Source organism: Gallintestinimicrobium propionicum, assembly GCF_025567525.1.
GTDB classification, from domain to species: domain Bacteria; phylum Bacillota; class Clostridia; order Lachnospirales; family Lachnospiraceae; genus Gallintestinimicrobium; species Gallintestinimicrobium propionicum.
Genome location: NZ_JAOQJY010000007.1, coordinates 1 through 21,590, shown reverse-complemented (window position 1 = coordinate 21,590; position 21,590 = coordinate 1). Strand labels below are relative to the sequence as shown.

Sequence of the window (21,590 nt, the reverse complement as noted above, 5' to 3'; positions counted from 1 at the left end):
ACAAAGTGCTTTTCTATAAGTTAAAACAGGCATCCGGAAGTTCGCTGCTTCAAACAGCGCTCCGGATGCCTGTTGTCTTCTTTTTGCCGCGCACAGCGCTCCCTGTCAGAAAATCTCCTTCAGGAAGTCTCTTTTTGTGGGAAGCGCGTGTTTACTCCGTTTTCTCCTCTTCCGGCAGGATGACGTGCACGGATAATACTCGCTTTTCTTCCATCTCAGTTACTTCCACATGGGTACCTTTATAGTCGAAGTTATCCCCAACCGCAGGGATTTTCTTTAGCTGTTCCATAACCCAGCCGCCTACGGTCGCCGCCTCGGATTCATCCTCCTCATCCATCAGGTCGAAAAGCTTCTTCACGCTCGCCCGTCCGCTGAACTTATATTCGCGCTCAGAAATCTGCACGATCTCCTGAACGACCTCGTCGTGTTCGTCCCAGATTTCGCCCACCAGCTCTTCGAGGATATCCTCCAGCGTGATCAGGCCAACCGTCCCGCCGAATTCATCCAATACGATCGCGATATGCAGTTTCTTTTTCTGAAGCTCCTGCATCAGCTCATCGATCTTCTGGTTTGCTGTCGTAAACAGTGCCGGACGCATCACTTCCCGGATGCTCGTATCTGTCCCGTAAACCCGATTATAAAAATCCTTATGGTACAAAATGCCGACGATATGATCCAATGTTTCTTCATAAACCGGAAGTCTGGAATAGCCAGTATTTGCAAATACTTCTGCAGCTTCCTCCTGGGTACTTTCCACAGGGATTCCTTCCATATCGATCCGTGGGGTCAGAATATCTCCCGCCTCCAGATCGTCAAAGCTCAATGCGCTGCGCAGAAGACTTCCTTCTTCTTTATCAATGCTTCCCTCTTCCTGCGCTTCCTCTACGATCGTAAATAGTTCTTCCGATGTAATACCCTGACTGCCGGACGTTTTAAACAGACAGGACAACAGCTTCTTCCACTGCCCGAACATCCAGTTGATCGGTGTCAGAACGATCCGAAGCCCATTGATCATCGGTGCGGAAAACATAGCGAATTTTTCCGGGGATTCTTTTGCGATGCTCTTTGGCGAAATTTCACCGAAAATCAATACCACAACGGTGATCACCAGTGTGGAAATTCCCGCGCCCATCTCTTCTCCAAGAAGCTTTACAAATAAAATTGTCGCCAGAGAAGAACATCCGATATTGACAATATTGTTACCGATCAGAATCGTCGACAACAGGCTGTCGTAGTTGTCAGAGAGCTGCAGCACCAGTGCTGCCCTCTTGTTTCCCTTTTCTGCCTGATTGCGGATTCTGACTCTGTTGATTGCTGAAAAAGCCGTCTCTGTTGCTGAAAAATATCCGGACAGGATGACACAGATAATAATAATCAGCAGCATGACTCCATTACTTCCCATGATATTCTGATCTCCCTTTACTTTGGTTTAATCTTTACTTTAGCAGAAAGAGAGTCATTATGCAATTCTTTTATCAATTTTCGGATGCCTCAGATATTTTCTGACTGTCTGTAGCGGACGTGGCGGTTGTATTCACATTTTCTGTGCTGCCGTCTGACTTCGGTGTGTCTGCACTCTCCTCCCGCCGGTCTACGTCTGCCCCTTTGGATGTGCCCACATTGTCTGTGCTGCTGTCTGACTTCGATGCACCTCCAGCTTCCTGGCGCCGGTCTGCATCTGCTGCAGTTTCGCCCTCGCTTTCCTGCCGCCGGTCTGCTTCTGTCTTTGCTTCGCCTACACTTTCCTGGCGCCGCTCTGCTTCTGCCGCAGCTTCCTCCTGACGTTTCCGTTCCGCCTCGGCTGCGATCTGCTCCGGTGCTGGCGGGATGTTGTCTGCGTCCGTTCCGATCTGTTCTGTTTCAGATGTATTGCTTCCAAGGGCAGGCTGCATCGAAAGCGCAAGTCTCACAAGCTCATCTCTGCACTGCTGTTCCTCCTGTGCTTTTACCTGCGCATGCGCCTGATCGTACACAATTTCTGCTCCGATGATCTGTCCATCTGCCAGACCACAGGACGGTACATAGTAATCGGTTGAACCCGCCTGCTTGCTGCAGATCAGCACCCTTCTGGTCGCATTTGCAGGCTCCCCGCAGGTATAAATAAACCCCCAGTAAGGTTCCACGCCAGGAGCCCAGTCCACCCAGACCGGATAGCCAGAGCAGTCATCCCGGTGAACATGGTAGGATTCTTCTTTGTAACAGCCATCCTCCACGCTATGCACGTGGCCATGTGTCCCGGTATAGCAGCCCCCTGCCGTATCGCTCTTTTCCGTGTGCGGCTGGTTGCCGGAAGCATCCACATGATAATGATACTGATAACGGATCGTACCCGGAATCTCTTCCACGCCAATGACGAGCTTCTGATCAATGTTTAAAATTGCTTCCGCCAGCTGGGCAAATGTTGCGTCCTCGTTTGTGGAAACTCCTTTTGTGAGCAATGCGGACGCCAGCTTTTTCTTACCATTACTCACAGATGTAAAAACCTGATTCATATCCTGTTTCAGGCCGTTGTTTAACTCCTCCAGATAGGATTTCAACTCTTCCGTATTCTGTCCGGCAGATACATTCAGATCTCCGAACTGCTTGGCAAATGTCTGCTGCAGCGTCGTCAGGTTCGTCTGCATCCCGTTGTCCAGTTCACCGATTCTCGTAAACAAGCTTTCCACATTTTTGCCAACGCCGTCAACGTTCTCATTCAGGCCGTTCACATTCTCGCTTAAACCGGAAATATTGTTGCCGAGGCCGTTCACATTCTCGTTTAAACCGAAAATATTGTTGCCGAGCCCGGTCACGTTTTTGTCCAGTCCGCTTAAATTCTGGTCAACCCGGTTCATTCTGTTTTCCAGAAGGGCGGAAAGCTCCTGCACTCTCGTCTGCAGCTCTGCTGTCAGCGAACCAAAGGCGGCTGTAATCTGCACCATATCGGATTCCAGCATATTTTTTAAATTGCTCTCAACTAAAGCCAGACTTCTGATTGTTTCCTGTCTGCTTTCCTCAACCTCTTTTAACAGCTGCTTTTGCTGCTCGGTCAGCTGGGTCTGTTCCTGTGTCCAGAGTTCCCGGTTCTTCTCCTCTGTTGTGCGGACTTCCTGCACCAGATTTTTCAGGTTCTCATAAGAAGTGTTCAGACGGTCCTCCAGCTTGGACACGGTCTGATTGACAGACTGCACCGACTCGTTGATTCTGTTGATCTCCGTTATGGATTCTTTGTGATCTGTATTGTCCTGTTTTTTCTGGGCATCCATTTCCTGCATGATTCTGGAAATTTCTTCCAACGTCTTTGTGACATCTGTATGGATACTCTCCATATCCGTGCGGATTTCATTTACCTTCGTATGGGTCGTTTTTTCCAGATCGGTCACTTTTCCGGTCATCCCGGACGCATTTTCTTCCAGCCTGTGCTGAATCGTTTCTACCTGCAGCAGACTTTCCTCGCGCTGCGCAAGCTGTGCATTGACCTCGTCAAGCTTTTTCTGATTGTCGGCAATATTCTGGTTTAACTGTTCCAGACTCGTTGCCGCCGATTCCATCTCTCCTTTCAGCGCGCTGCTCACGCTGTTCTGCATTTCCTCCAGGGAAATGCTCTCGGTCTTTCCCGCCCTCTGCACGGAATAGCCGATTCCTGCACCGAGTAAAATCACGGCAATCGCCGTCATCGCAACGCCCGCTGCAGCTGCCTGTTTTTTCTGGGAATTTCTTTTTCTGCCTTTTTCCTCTGTTTCAGGGCGAAAGGTCTTTTTAGAATTGTTTGATTGCATGGGATTTTTCTCCTCCCACAAGACGACGTCCGACGGATGTATCGGAAGGATACGTCGAAAACAGCCGGACGAAATGACGTGAACCAACAGGGTAGAATTCAGGCTTGTCCCTCACCCGGTTTGCGCGTCCAAGGAGTGTCTGCTTTTGCATAAACCTCCTGTCTGACAGCATAATCTGACTGTCTGTTTGATTTTTTAACTCTGGAAACTGTCGTTGAAAAACGAAAATCAATTTCTGAAAACAATAGCATCCCGTCCGGGGATCTTCTATTGTTTGAAAAAGACTGCAGACCCAATCGGCTATCTGCAAAAGAAATGGAACGTTTTCGTTCCGAAAGGATATTGCCTCCTGCTATTTCTGCATGGGGCGAACTTTCCGAGCTCCTGCTCTGTATGTGTCTGGATGATAGCACGAAAAAAGAGAACCCGTCAAGCGGATTCTCCAATTTTATAAATTGATTATAATTGGGATATAAAAATTTAATGAAAGCGAGTGACGTCCAGATTTAAAAAACGATATTTCCCATGCGCCGTCACATCTGGTGCCGCACAACGCTGTATTCATCCCCGGAACGGTAATAGGGACAGGCATCAAACGTGCTGCTCAAAAATTTCAGCATCTCGTCCTCGTCCAGATCCATTTCGCAGATATAACATTCATAATCCTCATCATAGCTGTAATAAGCGCACGCTTCACAGTTTGTCATTTTTTCTGACCGCCTTTCCCTTGAAGAAACGCTGCGGAATTTCAAATACGAACACAATTCCAAGCACAATCGCAACCGCCGCCTTGAGGGCAGAAAATCCGCGGGTAGAAGCTTCGTCCAGCTGTCCCGTCACCAGGTAATAGCACGTCCAGTATATTCCGGCTCCCGGCACGAGCGGTAAAATGCCGCAGATTAAAAAAATCGTCACCGGGCAACGCTCCCGCACGGCAAAAAAACGGGACATCAGAATAACCAGCACTGTCGCCAAAAAGACAACGACCGCTTCCGACCAAAAGCCCGTCCGCATCCACAAAAAAACATAGACCGCCCAGCCGGACGCACCGATCAGACCGCAGTAGGGATAATATTTGGAAGGCACGCCAAATAACGCGCCGAACGTGACCGTGCCGATTCCAGCCGCAAGAATCTGAAGCAAATCCGTCACAGCATGACACCTCCCGTCAGATGATGATAAATGCTCAGCACACAGCCGACGCCTGCCGCCACAGACAAAAAAACAAGCACCGCGTCGATCATGCGGACGGTCCCGGAAATGTAATCGCCGTCCGCGATGTCCCGGATTCCGTTCGTAAATGCGAGTCCCGGCACGAGAGGCATGATGGAACCGCTGATCATATGGCTCATATCCATTCCGAACGGCATATGGATAAACAAAAGACTACACACCGTAATAATAATTCCGCCGCCGATATTTTCCACAATTTTAGAGCATCTGCCGTTTAACCAAAGCAAATACAGATACAGCAGACACCCGATCACAAAGGCTGCGACACAGTCCTGCCACATTCCGCCGAACATCAGACAAAAACAGCCGCTGCCAAGACCGGACATCAGCACCAGTGCCCTTTTGGAAGCGCCCGGCGCATTTCGGATCTGTTCCAGCTTTTCCCGGATTTCCGGCAGTGTGTATTTTCCCTCTTCTATTTCCCGTGAGAGCTGATTGACCGCCGCAACCCGATGAAGCTGTGCACCGCGAACTGGAATATGCTCCACCCGGGCAAAGCGTTTTTCATGCTCATCTCCGGACGTCAGAAAAATGCCGTTGCTGAGTACAAAGGCGTTTTCTGACTGTACGCCGAAATGATGACAGATCCGGTCGATCGTCTCTTCCACACGGAATATTTCCGCGCCGTTTTCCAGCAAAATATGCCCTGCTGTCATCGCTGCGTCCAGCACATCCCGCTGATCCAGCTTTATTGTCTGTTCCTCCTGTGACATCCTGATCCCCCTACAAAAACTCTGGTTCATGACAATAGAATGCTCGCAGAGCGTGCATTCTATTGTTGCTTTTGCAGCCATCTACCCTTGCGCCGAGTGCGCATCCTCGCGAAGCGTTTTTTTCGTATAAAAACGAAGTTTCCTATCCGATAAAAAATGCGCGCCCCAGCTGCTATAATCTCAGGCGCGCATCATTATTCATGGCAATAGAAGCCTCATGCACCGTGCATTCTATTGTGCTATTTTACATGTTTTCCAGAAGCTTGTCTACACTTACCAGCTTTACGCACAGAACAAACAGCTCCGTTGCCTGAACCAGCTCGTCGATCGGAGGGAAGGAAGGGGCGATACGGATGTTGGAGTCATGAGGATCCTTCTTATAAGGGTAGGTTGCCCCGGCACCGGTCATGACAACTCCGGCTTCCTTTGCTTTTGCAACGATCGCCTTTGCACAGCCGTCCAGAGATTCAAAGGAAATAAAGTAGCCGCCGTGAGGCTTTGTCCAGGTACCGATCTCCAGATCCCCCAGCTCTCTGTCGAGGATTTCCAGCACTGCTTCAAATTTGGGACGCAGAATCTCTGCATGCTTTTTCATCTGCGTCTCGATGCCGTGGATATCTTTAAAGTAACGCACATGACGCAGCTGATTTAACTTATCGTGACCGATCGTCTGAATCGTCAGATGTGTTCTTAAATCATCCAGGTTTGCCTTGGAAGCAGAAATTGCAGCGACGCCGGAACCGGGGAAGCTGATTTTACTGGTGGAGCTGAATTTATAAACCATATCCGGGTTGCCAGCCTTTTCACACTCGGAAAGCAGCTCCAGGATAACATCCTGAGGCTCGTCATACAGATGATGTACGTTGTAAGCATTGTCCCAGAAAATACGGAAATCCTTTGCCGCAGGCTTTAAGGCAGCGAATCTGCGGACGGTTTCGTCGGAGTAGGTGTAGCCCTGCGGGTTGGAATACTTCGGTACGCACCAGATACCCTTGATGGCTTCATCCTCGCTGACCAGCTTTTCCACCAGATCCATATCCGGACCCTGGGGAGTCATCGGAACATTGATCATCTCTACGCCAAAATATTCTGTAATCGCAAAATGACGGTCATAGCCTGGAACCGGGCAAAGGAATTTTACCTTGTCTAACTTATGCCAGGGAGTCATCCCCATAATACCGTGGGTGAACGCATGGCTCACTACATCGAACATTACATTCAGGCTGGAGTTGCCGTAGATAATGATATTATCTGCAGGCACTTCGATCAGTTCTCCCAACAGACGCTTTGCTTCCGGGATGCCATCCATAACACCATAGTTACGGCAATCAATTCCTGCCTCACACTTCAGATCTGTAAAGCTGTCCAGTACATCCATCATACCCATGGAAAGATCCAGCTGCGCTGCGCTCGGTTTACCGCGGGACATATCCAGTTTCAGTCCTTTACCCTGGAACTCCTTATACTGAGCCTCCAGCTGACTCTTTTCCTGCAGTAACTCTTCTTTGCTTCTGTCTTTATAAGCTGTCATGCTTCCTCCCATTCTGCCGCGTAACCGGCCTTTCATTTGCGAGTTTATTTACTTTTTTACTCTTCCTTACATTATCCACAAATCAGAAATGCTGTCAAGACGAAACTTTTTTCAAAAAAGACTTGCCAAACCGATGAAATATCAGTATAATATCTATTGTTGGAGTTCTGCCGGAATAGCGCAGTTGGTAGCGCAACTGATTCGTAATCAGTAGGTCGAGGGTTCGAGTCCCTTTTCCGGCTTTTCTTTATAGGAATTTTAATTCATGACAATAGAATGCACGCTCTGCGAGCATTCTATTGTTTAAGGCACTGGTATTCCAGTGCCTTTTTGTTTTCCCAATTCACTTGTAGCTGTCTGCGAACAGATTTTATGCTCGCATAAAAATCTGTTTACAGACAGCTACAAAGGGAGCGCTATTTCATGCGCAAAAGAAGCTGCGCAGTCTCATACTACACTTTATTCCAGCTCGAATGCGCCGGTATAAAGCTGATAATACTTTCCTTTCTGCGCGATCAGCTCATCATGGCTGCCGCGCTCGATAATCCGTCCTTGCTCGAGAACCATGATCACATCGGAATTCCGAACTGTGGACAGTCTGTGTGCGATAACGAATACGGTTCGTCCGTGCATCAGCGCATCCATACCTTTCTGCACAATCGCCTCTGTTCTGGTATCGATCGAAGATGTCGCCTCGTCCATAATCATAACCGGCGGATCTGCAACTGCAGCACGCGCAATCGAAATCAGCTGTCTCTGTCCCTGGGACAGATTCGATCCGTTACCGTCGATTACCGTCCGGTAGCCTTCGGGCAGACGTGTGATGAAATCATGCGCACCCGCAAGCCTTGCAGCCCCGATACACTCTTCATCTGTCGCATCCAGCTTGCCATAGCGGATATTTTCCATGACAGTGCCGGTAAAGAGCACCGTATCCTGCAGAATAATGCCAAGAGAACGGCGCAGATCCGCTTTTTTTATCTTGTTGATATTAATTCCGTCATAACGGATTTTGCCGTCCGCGATATCATAAAACCGGTTGATCAGGTTTGTGATCGTCGTCTTTCCGGCGCCGGTCGCGCCTACAAACGCCACCTTCTGTCCGGGCTCTGCGTACAGACTGACATCATGTAGGACGATTTTATCCGGATTGTAACCAAAATCTACATCCTTCAGGCGCACGTCGCCCATCAGACGCGTATAGGTCACGCTGCCGTCCGCGCTGTGCGGATGCTTCCATGCCCAGATATCTGTACGCTCGCTGCATTCGACCAGTTCACCATTTTCTTCTTTTGCATTGACCAAGGTTACATAGCCATCGTCTGTCTCCGGCTCTTCATCCAGCAGACTGAAAATACGATCTGCCCCCGCAAGACCCATGACAACTGAGTTGACCTGATTGGACACCTGTCCGATATTGCCGCAGAACTGTCTTGTCATATTCAAAAAAGGTACGGTAATACTGATGGAAAGTGCCATGCCTGACAAACTCAAGTTCGGTGCGCCGGACAATAACAGCATGCCGCCAGCAAGCGCTACGACAACATAAAGGATATTGCCCATATTCATTAGAATCGGCATCAGCATGTTCGCATAACGGTTTGCCTGACAGGACATTTCAAACAGCTCGTCGTTGACCCGGTCAAAATCCTTTTTTGTCTCGGTCTCATGACTGAACACCTTGACAACCTTCTGTCCGTTCATGATCTCTTCCACAAAGCCCTCTGTCTTGCCGACTGCGATCTGCTGCTTTAAGAAAAAATGTGCCGAGCTGCTGCCGACCTTTTTGGTAACGACAAACATCAGTGCAACGCCACAGAGCACGACCAAAAGCAGCCACATGCTGTAATACAGCATGATGGAAAAAATCGTAACCACGGTGATACAGGAAATCATCAGCTGCGGAATACTCTGAGAAATCAGCTGGCGCAGCGTGTCGATATCGTTAGTATAATAGCTCATGATATCGCCGTGGTTATGTGTATCAAAATACTTGATCGGCAAATCCTGCATACGATTGAACATCTTTTCCCGCATCTTCTTCAGAGATCCCTGTGTGATAATCGCCATTCCATAGGAATACGCATAGCCTGCTGCCAGAGACAGCGCATACAGTACAACCAGGATGAGGACCAGTCTGGTCACCGTCGGCGCTGCCGCCGCCCAGTCCTTCGTCTGCCAGTACTGCTCGACCACTGCGATGATATTCTGCTGAAAAATAGCGGGAATCGAGCTGATCAGCGCATTCAGTATGATGCAGACCAAAACTAACGGCAGAAGTACCGGATAAAACTCGAACAGCATCCTGATCAGACGCTTCATCGTTCCTTTTTTCGCCTGTCCCTTATTTTTCATCAGAATCACCTCCCTTGTTCTGGGAAGTATATACTTCCCGGTAAATCTCGCTCGTCTTGAGAAGCTCTTCATGGGTGCCGATATTGCAGATCGTACCGCCGTCCATGACCAGAATCCGATCCGCATCCTGCACGGAGGAAATTCTCTGTGCGATGATGATCTTGGTCGTTTCCGGAATGTACTCACGCAGCGCCTTGCGGATCTGTGCGTCCGTCTTGGTATCCACCGCACTGGTCGAATCGTCGAGAATCAGGATCTTCGGCTTCTTTAACAGCGCTCTTGCGATACAAAGTCTCTGCTTCTGACCGCCGGACACATTGCTGCCTCCCTGTTCGATATGCGTATCGTATTGATCCGGGAACTGCATGATAAATTCATCCGCCTGCGCCAGACGGCATGCTTCCTTTAATTCCTCATCCGTCGCGTTCTGGTTGCCCCAGCGCAGGTTTTCCTTGATCGTTCCGGAAAACAGAATATTTTTCTGCAATACAACTGCTACCTGGTTGCGCAGCGCTTCCAGATCATATTCTCTGACGTCTTTTCCGCCAACCTTTACAACGCCCTCTGTCGCGTCATAAAGTCTGGAAATCAGTTGGATCAGGGAAGACTTCGAAGAACCGGTGCCACCGATAATTCCAATCGTCTCCCCGGAACGGATATGCAGATCGATATCGGCAAGCGCCATCTTCTCCGCCTGCAGAGAATATTTGAAGCTGACATGGTCGAAATCGATCGAACCATCTGCCACTTCCTCCACCGGGTCTGCAGGACTTGTCAGCGTACTGTCCTCTTTTAACACTTCCACGATTCGCTGTGCGGATTCCGCAGCCATCGTCACCATGACAAATACCATCGAGAACATCATCAGGCTATTTAATATCTGGAAGCTGTATACTAAAAGGGCAGAAAACTGTCCAACGTCCAGATCCAGACCGCCGCTCGTGATGATCGTATAAGAACCAAAGGACAGGACAAAAATCATAACCACATACAGGCAGAACTGCATCAGAGGGCTGTTGATCGCCAGAATCTTCTCCGCGCGGGTGAAATCCTGACAAACCTCTTCTGCCGCATGATGGAATTTTTCTTTTTCGTACGCCTCGCGCACAAAGGATTTTACCACGCGCATGCCCTTGACATTTTCCTGAATCGAATTGTTCAGAGCGTCGTACTTACGGAATACCCTTTTAAACAGCGGGCCTACCTTATGGATCACGGCAAACAGTCCGATCCCCAGAATCGGGATGACCACCAGGAAGATCAGCGCCATCTTTCCGCCCATAATAAACGCCATCGTAAAGGAAAAAATCAACATCAGCGGGCTGCGGATCGCAAGTCGGATCAGCATCATAAATGCCAGCTGGACGTTCATAACGTCCGTCGTCATTCTCGTCACTAAAGACGAGGTAGAAAATTTGTCGATGTTTTCAAAGGAAAAATCCTGAATCCGGTAAAACATATCCTTGCGCAGGTTTTTGGCGAATCCGCAGGACGCGGACGCGCAGACCGAACCGGCACCGGCTCCGAATGCGAGAGACATAATCGCCATCACCACCAGAATCAGACCGTACCGTGAAATGACGCTCATACCGCTTCCGGCTTTGATTTCATTGACCAGCTGAGCGACTACAAACGGGATGATACATTCCATGACCACTTCCAGAGATACCAGAATCGGTGTCAGGATCGAATCGCGCTTGTATTCCCTGATCGACTTCATCAGTTCTTTTATCATACTTTTTACATTTGTCTCCTTTCATCTGTGAAATTGCCCGTTCAAACGAGCTTTGTGTCCACCTTTTGCCCCGGCAGGCTATGTATACGCTCAAACCAGTGCGTAAAGAGAAAAAAAGCGGCGAGCGATAAGGCTCGCACGCCGACTTTTTCTGCTCTATGCAGATATGAAATAATTATACATGGATTTTCTTGCAAGTCAAGTCCCGGAATCCAGATGTACATCCATCTGTGGATACGGAATGCGGATGCCCGCTTCATCGAAGCCGTATTTGATATCCTCCAGCATCGTATAGCGCGCCTGCCAGTAGTTTTCCTTCTTCGCCCAGAATTTCACAACAAGGACAACACTGCTGTCTGCCAGTTCGTCTACGTTGACTGTGATCTCCCGTTCCGGAAGCACATACGGGTTTTTCTTCGCAATTTCCTGCACTGCTTTCCGTGCGCTGCGGATATCAGAATCATACGAAATTCCAACTTTCAAATCCACACGCCGTTCCGCCTCATCCGTCACGTTCGTCAGGCTGCTGTTTGCGAGGTTTCCGTTCGGGATCAGAATAATCTGATTGTCATAGGTTGCAAGCTTCGTATAAAAGACAGATATCTGCTGAACAATCCCTTCGTTACCGCCCCCTTCGATGATATAATCTCCGACATGAAACGGCTTCAGCATCATAATCAGGATTCCGCCAATACAGTTACTTAAGCTTCCCTGGATCGCCAGACCGATCGTTACGCCGACCGAACCGATCACCGTCGCAATGCTTGCTGCCTCCACACCAAACAGCTGCAGAATCATGAACACCAGAATCGTATACGAAACAAACTTAATCGAGGAGTCCAGAAACTGCGCCGCTTCCTCCGACGCGCTGGAACGCTCCATAGCCCGTCTGAAAAAATGCCGGATCATCGCAATCAGTCTGCTGCCGATCGCAAACAGGATGAGCGCCAGCACCGTGCGGACGCCCAGCCCCAGAAGCTTGTCCGGCAGCTCGTTTAAGTAGCGTTCCAGCAGGCTCAGCTGTTTTTCCATATTCTTTAAGGATTCGTCCGACGCGAGGCTTTCTATCTCCTCGCCTGTCTGCGTCACAGAGGATGTCAAAAATGCTGCGCCGGACATCAGCACCTTCCTCATGCTTTGGTTCCTTTCGCCACTTTCGCGGAAGAGGTAGACTTCTTAGCTACAGACGCAGGCTTCTTAGCCGTCGGCTCTTTCGGTGCGACAGCCTTCGCGGTCGCTGTCTTTTTGCGGGTCGTGCGGCGTGCAGGCTTTTCTTTTTCTTTTCCCTCAAGAATCGCGCTGTCCGCCTGCTCTGCCTTTTCGGTCAGCTCTTCCTTCAGGGTTTTCTTTTTCATAGCAGCTGCTTTCTTCGCAGCCTCTTCCACCGCTTTTTTGGCAGCAGCCGTTTTTCTTACAACCTCTTCTGCTGCCTGCCTTGCCACCGCTTCCTTTTCAGCCGCCTCTTCTGCAGCTTTTCTCGCAGCTTCTTCCTTCTTTGCAGCCTCCTCCGCTGCTTTTTTAGCGATTGCTTCTTTTTTCGCAGCTTCCTCTGCGGCTTTTCTCACAGCCTCTTCCGCCGCATTTTGGGCAGCCTCGGCGATCTTTCTGCGCTCTTCTTTTTCTTCGTCCGTGTAAGGCGTATAGGCAAAAATGCTCACAGACAGCGGCGCCTGATGCATCAGGATCGAATTTTCCCTGCCGTCGGATGCGATTTCTTCCGCTTCCAGTACATAGGAGTTAATTCTTCCTTTTCCGCCAAAGGCGATATCGTCAGAGTTTAAAACTTCCGTATATTTTCCTTCAAAAGGTACACCCACCCGATACTCCGGTCTGTCCACATTTGCAAAGTTCAGGCATACCAAAAGCGTCTCTTCCTCTTTGTCGCTCTTTCTCAGATAGGAAAGCGTGCATTCGTTTGCATCAATGCAGTCAATCCATTCGAAGCCGTCCCAGCTGTCGTCTTCCGCATACAGCGCAGGGTTTTTACGATACAGCTCATTTAACCGCTTCACAAACCGGCGTATCTGCTCATGATGATCATATTTTAGCAGTTCCCATTCCACGCCCCGCTCTTCGTTCCACTCGTCGTACTCTGCGATATCCTGTCCCATAAACAAAAGCTTCTTGCCCGGATGCGTCATCATATAACCGTAGCCTGCGCGCAGGTTCGCGAATTTGTCCGCTTCCTCTCCCGGCATCTTGCTAAGCATCGACGCTTTGCCGTGAACGACCTCGTCATGGGATAACACGAGCATGAACTTTTCGGAATACGCATAAACCATCGAAAACGTCAGATCGTTGTGATGATACGCACGGAAATATGGGTCATACTGCATGTAGTCGAGGAAATCGTTCATCCAGCCCATATTCCATTTCATCGTAAAGCCAAGACCACCATCGTTTAAATCGCCCGTTACCTTCGGCCATGCTGTGGATTCCTCCGCGATCGTAACCGCGCCCCTGCCGCGTTTTTGAATCATGCTGTTTGTATGCTTTAAAAATTCGACCGCTTCCAGATTTTCATTGCCGCCGTACATGTTGGCAATCCATTCGCCATCCTGCTTTCCGTAATCGAGATACAGCATTGAAGCGACCGCGTCCATCCGGATTCCGTCTGCATGGAACTGCTCCACCCAGTAAAGCGCATTGGCAATCAGGTAGTTGCTTACCTGCGGTCTGCCGTAATTATAGATCAGCGTTCCCCAATGCGGATGCGCCCCCTGTCTCGGGTCTTTGTGCTCATACAGGCATGTCCCGTCGAACCCGGACAGTCCGTAAGCATCTCTCGGAAAATGGGCCGGAACCCAGTCCAGAATCACGCCGATTCCTGCTTTGTGCAGCTCGTTGACAAAATACATAAAATCCTGCGGTGTGCCATAACGTGCAGTCGGCGCATAATAGCCGATGACCTGATAGCCCCAGGATCCATCCAGCGGGTGCTCCATAACCGGCATCAGCTCCACATGGGTATAGCCCATTTCCTTCACATAGGAAATAACCTTCGGTGCAAACTCCCGGTAGTTATAATATCTGCGGCCATCCTCGGGCTTTGCAAAGGAGCCCAGATACATTTCATAAACGCTCATCGGCTCTTTTTCAGGACAGCTTTTTTCCCGTGCCAAGATCCATGCTTCATCTTCCCAGGCAAAGCCATCGATGTTGCGAACAACAGATGCCGTGTCCGGGCGGAGCTGTTGTCCAAACGCATAGGGATCTGCCTTCAGGTAAGTCAGACCGCCCTTTAATTTCAGCTCAAACTTATAATTCTCGCCCTCTCTAACTCCGGGGATAAAAATTTCAAAAATACCGGAATCCCACAGGCGGCGCATCTGATGTCTGCGTCCATCCCAATGGTTAAAATCTCCCACAACACTGACCCGCAGCGCATTCGGTGCCCAGACTGCAAAATGCACGCCCTGGGTTTTGTCGATGGTCATCATATGCGCACCAAGGATACGGTAAGCTTCATAATGGATTCCTGCCGCAAACCGCGCCGTATCCTCTTTGGTAATGACCGGAGCAAACCGATAGGGATCTTCAAATTCTTCTGTTGTGCCATCTTCCAAAGAAGCCTTTAATGTATAGCTTTCGATTTCCTTACCGCCAACCAGTGCGGCATAATAGCCAGCCTCGTCCGCCTGCTCCATTTCCACGGTCTTTTGACCGGGCAGCTTCAGTTCCATCGAAACAGCGCCCGGATAAAATGCCTGCACCACCGTCGCATTGCCTTCCCGGTGCGGTCCCAAAAGCCGGTGCGGATCGTCCTCCTCAGAATAAATAATTGCCTCTATTTCAGGCCAGTTCATCAGCCTATACAGTTTTTCGTTCATTCGATACCCTCCTGCCTGACGCTTTTGCCGCGCCCCTCTTATTTTTATTTTACCCTTCCCGGGCACAATAGGCAAGGGAAAATGTCTAAGCGGTGTACTGCACGGCAGTCCCCCGCGATTTCCCTGATGATCATCTGCATCATGTGCCCGATCATGAGTCTCGTCGCTACCCTGCTGTTCAAGGAGCCCAGCTTCGGCACATGGGCGCACACCTTTGGCTGTAACCTGCCGATGGCATTTTTCTGGCAGATGTTCTACTGCGGACCGCTCTCCCGCCTGATTTTCCGCACCCTGTTTAAAAAACAGCTGGCAGCGCAGAACATACCGGCACAGGGACAGAAATAAATATCTTGTGCAAACGCAGCACGGATCGCACGCTCAAACACAGAATATACCCACAGTACCATACAGAAAAGACCCCGAAGACTGGCACCATACTGCCTTTCTCCGGGGTCTGCGACTCTCCGTTACAGAACGCCTGCGTTTTACTTCACCACCCGCACGCGGAACACGCCGTCGATCGTCTTTAACTGATTGACAATACTGCCGCTTACGGAGGACTCCAGGTCGACCATCGTATATGCAACATCGCCTTTGGATTTGTTCATCATATTTGCGATGTTTAAGTTGTTCCAGCCGAGGACGGAGGAGAACTTCGCGATCATGTTTGCGATATTCTTATGGAAAATCACGACTCTACTTTCTGCCGTACACACACCCATATCGCAGTCCGGGAAGTTGACGCTGTGGAGAATATTTCCGTTTTCGAGATATTCCTGCAGCTGTCTGACTGCCATAACCGCACAGTTTTCTTCCGACTCCTCGGTCGAAGCGCCCAGATGCGGGATGACGATGCAGCCCGGCTTTCCTGCCGTGACCGGATTCGGGAAATCCGAAACGTAGCGGCGGATTTTTCCGGCGGTAATTCCGTCTAACACAGCTTCTTCATCCACCAGCAGATCTCTTGCAAAGTTTAACAAAATCACGCCGTCCTTCATCCGGGAGATAGCTTCTGCGCTGATCATATTTTTTGTGCTGTCCATCAGCGGCACATGGATTGTGATATAATCGCACTGCTCATAGATTTCATTGACATCCAGCACATGTCTGACGTCGCGGCTTAACTTCCACGCCGCATCGACCGATACATACGGATCATAGCCGAGCACTTCCATTCCGAGATGACGCGCCACGTTAGCAACCTTGACGCCGATCGCGCCCAGTCCGATGATACCGAGGCGCTTGCCCATCACCTCTGTACCGGCAAACTTCTTCTTCGCTTTCTCCGCATCCTTCGCAATATTTTCATCTTCCTGATTTTCTTCCACCCAGTTGATGCCCGATACGACGTCACGGCTTGCTAAAAGCATTCCGGCAATGACCAGCTCTTTTACGCCGTTTGCGTTTGCACCCGGTGTATTGAACACGACGATACCTTTTTCCGCGCATTTCTCCAGCGGGATATTGTTGACGCCGGCTCCTGCTCTTGCAACCGCTAAAAGTCCATCCGGCAGCTCCATATCATGCATCGATGTGCTTCGAACCAGGATGCCTTCTGCTTCTGTAATTTCGTCTGTTTTGATATAATTTTTCGAAAAATTATCGAGTCCGACCTGCGCGATCGGATTCATGCAATAATATTTTCTCATTGAAACCTCCCACTCTGCTTACTGATTCTGCGCTTCAAACTCTTTCATAAAGGCAACCAGCTTTTCCACGCCCTCCATCGGCATTGCATTGTAAATGCTTGCGCGCATGCCGCCGACGCTTCTGTGTCCCTTTAAGTTCTCCAGACCGTTTTTCTTTGCCTCTGCAACAAATTTTGCATCCAGATCGGCATTGCCTGTGATAAACGGAACGTTCATCAACGAACGGTCTTCCTTGCGGACAGTGCCTTTGAACAGCTTGCTTTCATCCAGGAAATCATACAGAATTTTCGCTTTTTTCTCGTTGTATTCTTTCATCGCTTCCAGACCGCCGCGCTTTTGCAGCCACTTAAATACTTTGCCGCAAATGTAAATTCCGTATGCCGGAGGCGTGTTGTAAAGGGATTTCGCATCCGCATGAATTTTATATTTTAACATGGTGGGCGTGCCGGGCAGCACATCTTCTGTAATCAGGTCTTCCCGGATAATTGCGATAACTACGCCGGCAGGTCCAATATTCTTCTGAACGCCACCGTAAATCATGCCATATTTGGTCACATCAACCGGCTCGGATAAGAAGCAGGAGGAAACATCCGCAACAAGGGGTTTTCCCTTTGTATTCGGAAGCGTTTTGAATTTGGTTCCGTAAATGGTGTTATTTTCACAAATATATACATAATCCGCATCCGGGTCGATCGGCAGATCGGAGCAGTCCGGAATATAGGAAAAGGTCTGATCCTCGGAGGATGCAACCGCATTTGCCTTTCCGTAAATGGAAGCCTCTTTCCATGCCTTTTTCGCCCACTGTCCGGTTATGATGTAATCCGCTACGCGGTTTTTCATCAGGTTCATCGGAATCATCGCAAACTGCTGGCTTGCGCCACCCTGTAAAAACAGCACTTTATAGTTATCGGGGATTCCCATCAGCTGACGTAAATCAGCCTCCGCCTCATCGATGATTTTCTGATAGGTACCGGAACGATGGCTCATTTCCATAACTGACATTCCACAGCCTCTGTAATCAAGCATTTCGTCTGCTGCTTCCTGCAGCACTTCTTCCGGCAGGACAGCCGGGCCTGCACTGAAATTGTACACTCTGGACATTTTTACCTCTCATTCCGCCGCCTGTGCGGCACTTGAATTTTCTAAAAAGCCGATCTGCCCGTTCTTATCAAACATGTGTTTTCGTGATACGGACATTTGGATTAAAAAAAATGATATCGAATACCGCTCATGCCTGAATAAAAATACGGATACCGACCTTTCGGTCTATTGTACCCGTATTTTTCGCTTTAGTCAACTACTACGTTAATTTATTTGCTTGCAAGGTCATCCCCATCGAAAACCTCGCTGATCGCTGCACCCGCTGGAACCATCGGAAATACCTTATCGTCTTCAGGAATTCTGCAGTCGATGACAACCGGCTTCTGAAGTGCGATTGCCTTTTCAATTGCCGGAGCAACCTCCTCCTTCGCAGTGACGCGGATTGCCGCGCATCCCAGTCCTTCTGCTACCTTACAGTAATCCACCGCATCCTCCAGAACCGTCTGGGAATAGCGTTTTCCATAAAAGAGCGTCTGCCACTGGCGCACCATGCCCAACACATGATTATTGATAATGATCTGGATGATCGGAATCTGATATCTGCTGGCTGTCGCAAGCTCGATCAGGTTCATACGGAAGCATCCGTCTCCGCCGATATTAACGCAGATTTTGTCCGGGCAGCCTGTTTTCGCGCCGATGCATGCCCCGATACCGTAGCCCATCGTGCCAAGACCGCCGGAGGACAAAAACGTGCGGGGCTTCGTATAATGATAATACTGCGCCGCCCACATCTGATGCTGTCCGACGTCGGTTGTGATAATTGCATTGCCTTTCGTAATGCGGTCTAATTCTTCTATAATATAAGGGCAGCTCAACTGGCTGTCGTCATATTTGAGCGGATACTTTTCTTTTAATTCCAGAATATGCGCCGTCCACTCCGGATGATGCATCTGTTCCATCCGTGCGATCAGCTTTGTCAAAACATCCTTCAGATCTCCGACAATGGACACGTCCGCATGGATATTTTTATTGATCTCAGCAGCATCAATATCGATATGCAGGATCTTTGCATTCTTTGCAAATAAGGATGCGTTGCCGATGACACGGTCAGAAAATCTCGCGCCCAGTGCAACCAAAAGGTCACACTCGCTCACTCCGAGGTTGGAGGTCTTTGTGCCGTGCATACCGATCATACCGGTATAGAGCGGATCGTAACCGTCATACGCCCCTTTTCCCATCAGGGTATCACAGACCGGAGAATCCAGTTTTTTGGCAAAGGCACGCACCTCTTCTGAAGCGCCAGAAAGAATTGCTCCGCCGCCCAGATAAATATAGGGTTTTTTCGCCTTGGAAATCACTTCCAGCGCGGCATCTAAATCTTCCTGCGTGTAATGTCCGGCACGTTCAACCGATTCCGGCTTTTTAGGTGTATATTCGCAGCTCGCTGCCGTTACATCTTTGGTGATATCTACCAGCACCGGTCCGGGTCTGCCGGATTTTGCAATATGAAATGCCTTGCGCAGCGTGTCTGCCAGAATATTGACATCTTTTACAATGTAACCGTGTTTGGTGATCGGCATCGTCACGCCTGCGATATCGACCTCCTGGAAGGAATCTTTTCCCAGAAGCGGCAGCGTTACATTACAGGTAATCGCTACCATCGGAACGGAATCCATGTACGCGGTCGCAATGCCGGTAACCAGATTCGTCGCGCCGGGACCACTGGTCGCCATACACACACCGACTTTTCCGGTTGCACGCGCATAGCCATCTGCTGCATGTGCAGCACCCTGTTCATGAGATGTCAGCACATGGAAAATCTCATCGCTATGCTTGTATAACGCATCATATACATTCAAAATGGAGCCGCCCGGATATCCGAACACAACATCCACGCCCTGTTCTTTTAAACACTCTATGACGATTTCAGCACCTGTACGAACCATATCGTCCTCCCCTTTTTATCCTTATTTCTTAATTTCGAGTACAGCGCCTCTGTTTCCGCTGGTTACCATTTCCCGGTAACGTGCAAGATATCCGGTGGTTACCTTCGGCTCTCTGGGCTGCCATTTTGCCCTTCTCTCTGCCAGCACTTCATCAGAGACCTTCATATCCAGACGATTTTCCGGAATATTGATGCTGATGATATCGCCCTCTTCTACCAGCGCGATGGGACCGCCGACAGCAGCCTCCGGGGAAACATGACCAATCGACGCACCTCTGGATGCGCCGGAGAAACGACCGTCCGTAATCAGCGCAACACTGGAACCAAGACCCATACCTGCGATTGCAGAAGTCGGATTCAGCATTTCTCTCATGCCGGGGCCGCCTTTGGGTCCCTCGTAACGGATCACAACGACATCGCCGGGAACAATCTTGCCGCCCTTGATCGCAGCAATCGCGTCCTCCTCGCAGTCAAATACCCTTGCAGGACCTTCATGAACCATCATTTCCGGTACAACAGCGCTTCTCTTTACAACACCGGTATCCGGAGCCAGGTTGCCTTTGAGTACAGCGATACCGCCTGTCTCAGAATAGGGATTTTCAATCGGACGAATCACTTCGGGATTGCGGTTTACACAGGCTTCGATATTTTCGCCGACGGTCTTTCCGGTTACCGTCATCAGGTCTGTCTTTAACAGTCCCTTCTTATTTAATTCATTCATAACTGCGTATACGCCGCCAGCCTCATTTAAGTCTTCAATGTAGGTCGGACCTGCAGGTGCCAGATGACACAGGTTCGGTGTATGGGAAGAAATTTCATTTGCGATTTCCATGTTCAGCTCTACGCCTGCCTCATGCGCGATTGCAGGCAGATGCAGCATGGAGTTTGTAGAACAGCCGAGCGCCATATCGACGGTCAGGGCGTTTAAGAACGCATCCTTTGTCATGATGTCGCGAGGCTTGATATCCTTGCGAACCAGCTCCATAATCTGCATACCGGCATGCTTTGCCAGCTGGATACGTGCAGAATATACTGCCGGAATTGTGCCGTTGCCCTTTAATCCCATGCCCAGCGCCTCTGTCAGACAGTTCATGGAGTTTGCGGTGTACATACCGGAACAGGAACCGCAGGTCGGACATACTTTTTCTTCGTATTCCTGCAGCTCTTCCAGCGACATGGTGCCTGCTGCCACGGAGCCTACTGCTTCAAACATAGAAGATAAGCTTCTCTTTCTGCCGTGCAGATGTCCTGCCAGCATTGGACCGCCGGAAACAAAAATCGTCGGGATATTCAGTCTTGCCGCTGCCATCAAAAGACCGGGCACATTTTTATCACAGTTAGGGATACATACCAGACCATCGAACTGATGTGCCATCGCCATACACTCGGTGCTGTCGCAGATCAGGTCTCTGGTTACGAGGGAATATTTCATGCCGACATGTCCCATCGCGATACCATCGCAGACTGCGATTGCCGGGAATACAACCGGGGTGCCTCCAGCCATCGCGACGCCGAGCTTGACCGCTTCTGTAATTTTATCCAGGTTCATATGTCCGGGCACGATTTCGTTATAGGAGTTTACGATACCGATCAGCGGTCTGTTCTTTTCCTCCTCTGTCATTCCCAGTGCATTCATCAGACTTCTGTGCGGTGCCTGCTGGACGCCTTTTGTTACATTATCACTTCTCATTTGTTCGTTCCTCGCATTCTGTTATCAAAAGTCGCCGCCACCCCTTCAAGGGGTGGCTCGGCTCGCTGGGTATAACCCCTTGACACCGGACAGCGTCTCAAGGCGCCCAG

The 21,590-nt window shown here is 49.7% G+C and carries 15 protein-coding genes and 1 tRNA gene; 2 read left to right on the top strand and 14 right to left on the bottom strand.

The window, feature by feature from the left end; all coding sequences use genetic code 11:
- Positions 1-151: 151 nt before the first annotated feature.
- The 6 genes from OCV62_RS06885 to OCV62_RS06860 all read right to left on the bottom strand — a co-directional run bounded on the left by OCV62_RS06885 (position 152) and on the right by OCV62_RS06860 (position 7,235).
- Positions 152-1,402 carry an HlyC/CorC family transporter gene (locus tag OCV62_RS06885; RefSeq protein WP_021914630.1) on the bottom strand — a complete coding sequence of 417 codons (1,251 nt, stop codon included), beginning with the start codon at positions 1,400-1,402 and terminating at the stop codon, positions 152-154.
- A gap of 73 nt (positions 1,403-1,475) precedes the next feature.
- Positions 1,476-3,758 (bottom strand): coiled-coil domain-containing protein, encoded by a 2,283-nt coding sequence (locus OCV62_RS06880; protein ID WP_262585716.1) that lies wholly within the window; start codon positions 3,756-3,758, stop codon positions 1,476-1,478.
- A gap of 533 nt (positions 3,759-4,291) precedes the next feature.
- Complete coding sequence (locus OCV62_RS06875) at positions 4,292-4,465, bottom strand: DUF6472 family protein (RefSeq protein ID WP_021914632.1); 174 nt, start codon at positions 4,463-4,465, stop codon at positions 4,292-4,294.
- Positions 4,452-4,910 (bottom strand): threonine/serine exporter family protein, encoded by a 459-nt coding sequence (locus OCV62_RS06870; RefSeq protein WP_262585715.1) that lies wholly within the window; start codon positions 4,908-4,910, stop codon positions 4,452-4,454. The genes OCV62_RS06875 and OCV62_RS06870 overlap by 14 nt, the downstream gene beginning before the upstream one ends.
- Complete coding sequence (locus OCV62_RS06865) at positions 4,907-5,704, bottom strand: threonine/serine exporter family protein (RefSeq protein ID WP_262585714.1); 798 nt, start codon at positions 5,702-5,704, stop codon at positions 4,907-4,909. Before OCV62_RS06865 ends, OCV62_RS06870 begins: the two co-directional genes overlap by 4 nt.
- A 244-nt stretch (positions 5,705-5,948) precedes the next feature.
- Positions 5,949-7,235: an aspartate aminotransferase type Ic gene (locus tag OCV62_RS06860; RefSeq protein ID WP_021914635.1), complete on the bottom strand. Its 1,287-nt coding sequence runs from the start codon at positions 7,233-7,235 to the stop codon at positions 5,949-5,951.
- Positions 7,236-7,404: 169 nt separating this feature from the next.
- Between OCV62_RS06860 and OCV62_RS06855 the strand changes: the two genes are divergently transcribed.
- A tRNA-Thr gene (locus tag OCV62_RS06855) sits at positions 7,405-7,477 on the top strand.
- A 217-nt stretch (positions 7,478-7,694) separates the two neighbouring features.
- Here OCV62_RS06855 and OCV62_RS06850 read toward each other — a convergent pair.
- From OCV62_RS06850 to glgB, 4 genes are all read right to left on the bottom strand, one after another.
- Positions 7,695-9,590: an ABC transporter ATP-binding protein gene (locus OCV62_RS06850; RefSeq protein ID WP_262585713.1), complete on the bottom strand. Its 1,896-nt coding sequence runs from the start codon at positions 9,588-9,590 to the stop codon at positions 7,695-7,697.
- Positions 9,580-11,325, bottom strand: coding sequence for an ABC transporter ATP-binding protein (locus OCV62_RS06845; RefSeq protein ID WP_262585712.1), 1,746 nt, complete (start codon positions 11,323-11,325; stop codon positions 9,580-9,582). The genes OCV62_RS06850 and OCV62_RS06845 overlap by 11 nt, the downstream gene beginning before the upstream one ends.
- A 198-nt stretch (positions 11,326-11,523) precedes the next feature.
- Positions 11,524-12,459 (bottom strand): mechanosensitive ion channel family protein, encoded by a 936-nt coding sequence (locus OCV62_RS06840; protein WP_262585711.1) that lies wholly within the window; start codon positions 12,457-12,459, stop codon positions 11,524-11,526.
- On the bottom strand, positions 12,456-15,155 hold the full coding sequence (glgB, locus tag OCV62_RS06835; RefSeq protein WP_262585710.1) for a 1,4-alpha-glucan branching protein GlgB: 2,700 nt from the start codon (positions 15,153-15,155) through the stop codon (positions 12,456-12,458). The genes OCV62_RS06840 and glgB overlap by 4 nt, the downstream gene beginning before the upstream one ends.
- Before the next feature lie 81 nt (positions 15,156-15,236).
- Here glgB and OCV62_RS06830 point away from each other — a divergent pair, with 81 nt between their 5' ends.
- Positions 15,237-15,500: a DUF2798 domain-containing protein gene (locus OCV62_RS06830; protein ID WP_330667281.1), complete on the top strand. Its 264-nt coding sequence runs from the start codon at positions 15,237-15,239 to the stop codon at positions 15,498-15,500.
- A gap of 140 nt (positions 15,501-15,640) precedes the next feature.
- Here OCV62_RS06830 and OCV62_RS06825 read toward each other — a convergent pair whose 3' ends face one another.
- The 4 genes from OCV62_RS06825 to ilvD form a co-directional block, all read right to left on the bottom strand.
- Positions 15,641-16,804: a 3-phosphoglycerate dehydrogenase family protein gene (locus OCV62_RS06825; protein WP_262585709.1), complete on the bottom strand. Its 1,164-nt coding sequence runs from the start codon at positions 16,802-16,804 to the stop codon at positions 15,641-15,643.
- Positions 16,805-16,822: 18 nt separating this feature from the next.
- Positions 16,823-17,905 carry a 3-phosphoserine/phosphohydroxythreonine transaminase gene (gene serC, locus OCV62_RS06820; protein ID WP_118497209.1) on the bottom strand — a complete coding sequence of 361 codons (1,083 nt, stop codon included), beginning with the start codon at positions 17,903-17,905 and terminating at the stop codon, positions 16,823-16,825.
- A 209-nt stretch (positions 17,906-18,114) separates the two neighbouring features.
- Positions 18,115-19,791: a biosynthetic-type acetolactate synthase large subunit gene (gene ilvB / locus OCV62_RS06815; protein WP_262585708.1), complete on the bottom strand. Its 1,677-nt coding sequence runs from the start codon at positions 19,789-19,791 to the stop codon at positions 18,115-18,117.
- A 21-nt stretch (positions 19,792-19,812) separates the two neighbouring features.
- On the bottom strand, positions 19,813-21,480 hold the full coding sequence (gene ilvD / locus OCV62_RS06810; RefSeq protein ID WP_021914643.1) for a dihydroxy-acid dehydratase: 1,668 nt from the start codon (positions 21,478-21,480) through the stop codon (positions 19,813-19,815).
- Between the last annotated feature and the right edge of the window lie 110 nt (positions 21,481-21,590).

Excerpts from the sequence above, each read along its gene's own strand:
- OCV62_RS06875 (WP_021914632.1), bottom strand. The coding sequence starts at position 4,465 with ATGACAAACTGTGAAGCGTGCGCTTATTACAGCTATGATGAGGATTAT.
- OCV62_RS06885 (WP_021914630.1), bottom strand. The coding sequence starts at position 1,402 with ATGGGAAGTAATGGAGTCATGCTGCTGATTATTATTATCTGTGTCATC.
- OCV62_RS06825 (WP_262585709.1), bottom strand. The coding sequence starts at position 16,804 with ATGAGAAAATATTATTGCATGAATCCGATCGCGCAGGTCGGACTCGAT.
- ilvD (WP_021914643.1), bottom strand. The coding sequence starts at position 21,480 with ATGAGAAGTGATAATGTAACAAAAGGCGTCCAGCAGGCACCGCACAGA.
- OCV62_RS06830 (WP_330667281.1), top strand. The coding sequence starts at position 15,237 with ATGTCTAAGCGGTGTACTGCACGGCAGTCCCCCGCGATTTCCCTGATG.
- OCV62_RS06880 (WP_262585716.1), bottom strand. The coding sequence starts at position 3,758 with ATGCAATCAAACAATTCTAAAAAGACCTTTCGCCCTGAAACAGAGGAA.
- OCV62_RS06845 (WP_262585712.1), bottom strand. The coding sequence starts at position 11,325 with ATGATAAAAGAACTGATGAAGTCGATCAGGGAATACAAGCGCGATTCG.
- glgB (WP_262585710.1), bottom strand. The coding sequence starts at position 15,155 with ATGAACGAAAAACTGTATAGGCTGATGAACTGGCCTGAAATAGAGGCA.
- OCV62_RS06850 (WP_262585713.1), bottom strand. The coding sequence starts at position 9,590 with ATGAAAAATAAGGGACAGGCGAAAAAAGGAACGATGAAGCGTCTGATC.
- OCV62_RS06865 (WP_262585714.1), bottom strand. The coding sequence starts at position 5,704 with ATGTCACAGGAGGAACAGACAATAAAGCTGGATCAGCGGGATGTGCTG.
- OCV62_RS06840 (WP_262585711.1), bottom strand. The coding sequence starts at position 12,459 with ATGAGGAAGGTGCTGATGTCCGGCGCAGCATTTTTGACATCCTCTGTG.
- serC (WP_118497209.1), bottom strand. The coding sequence starts at position 17,905 with ATGTCCAGAGTGTACAATTTCAGTGCAGGCCCGGCTGTCCTGCCGGAA.
- ilvB (WP_262585708.1), bottom strand. The coding sequence starts at position 19,791 with ATGGTTCGTACAGGTGCTGAAATCGTCATAGAGTGTTTAAAAGAACAG.
- OCV62_RS06860 (WP_021914635.1), bottom strand. The coding sequence starts at position 7,235 with ATGACAGCTTATAAAGACAGAAGCAAAGAAGAGTTACTGCAGGAAAAG.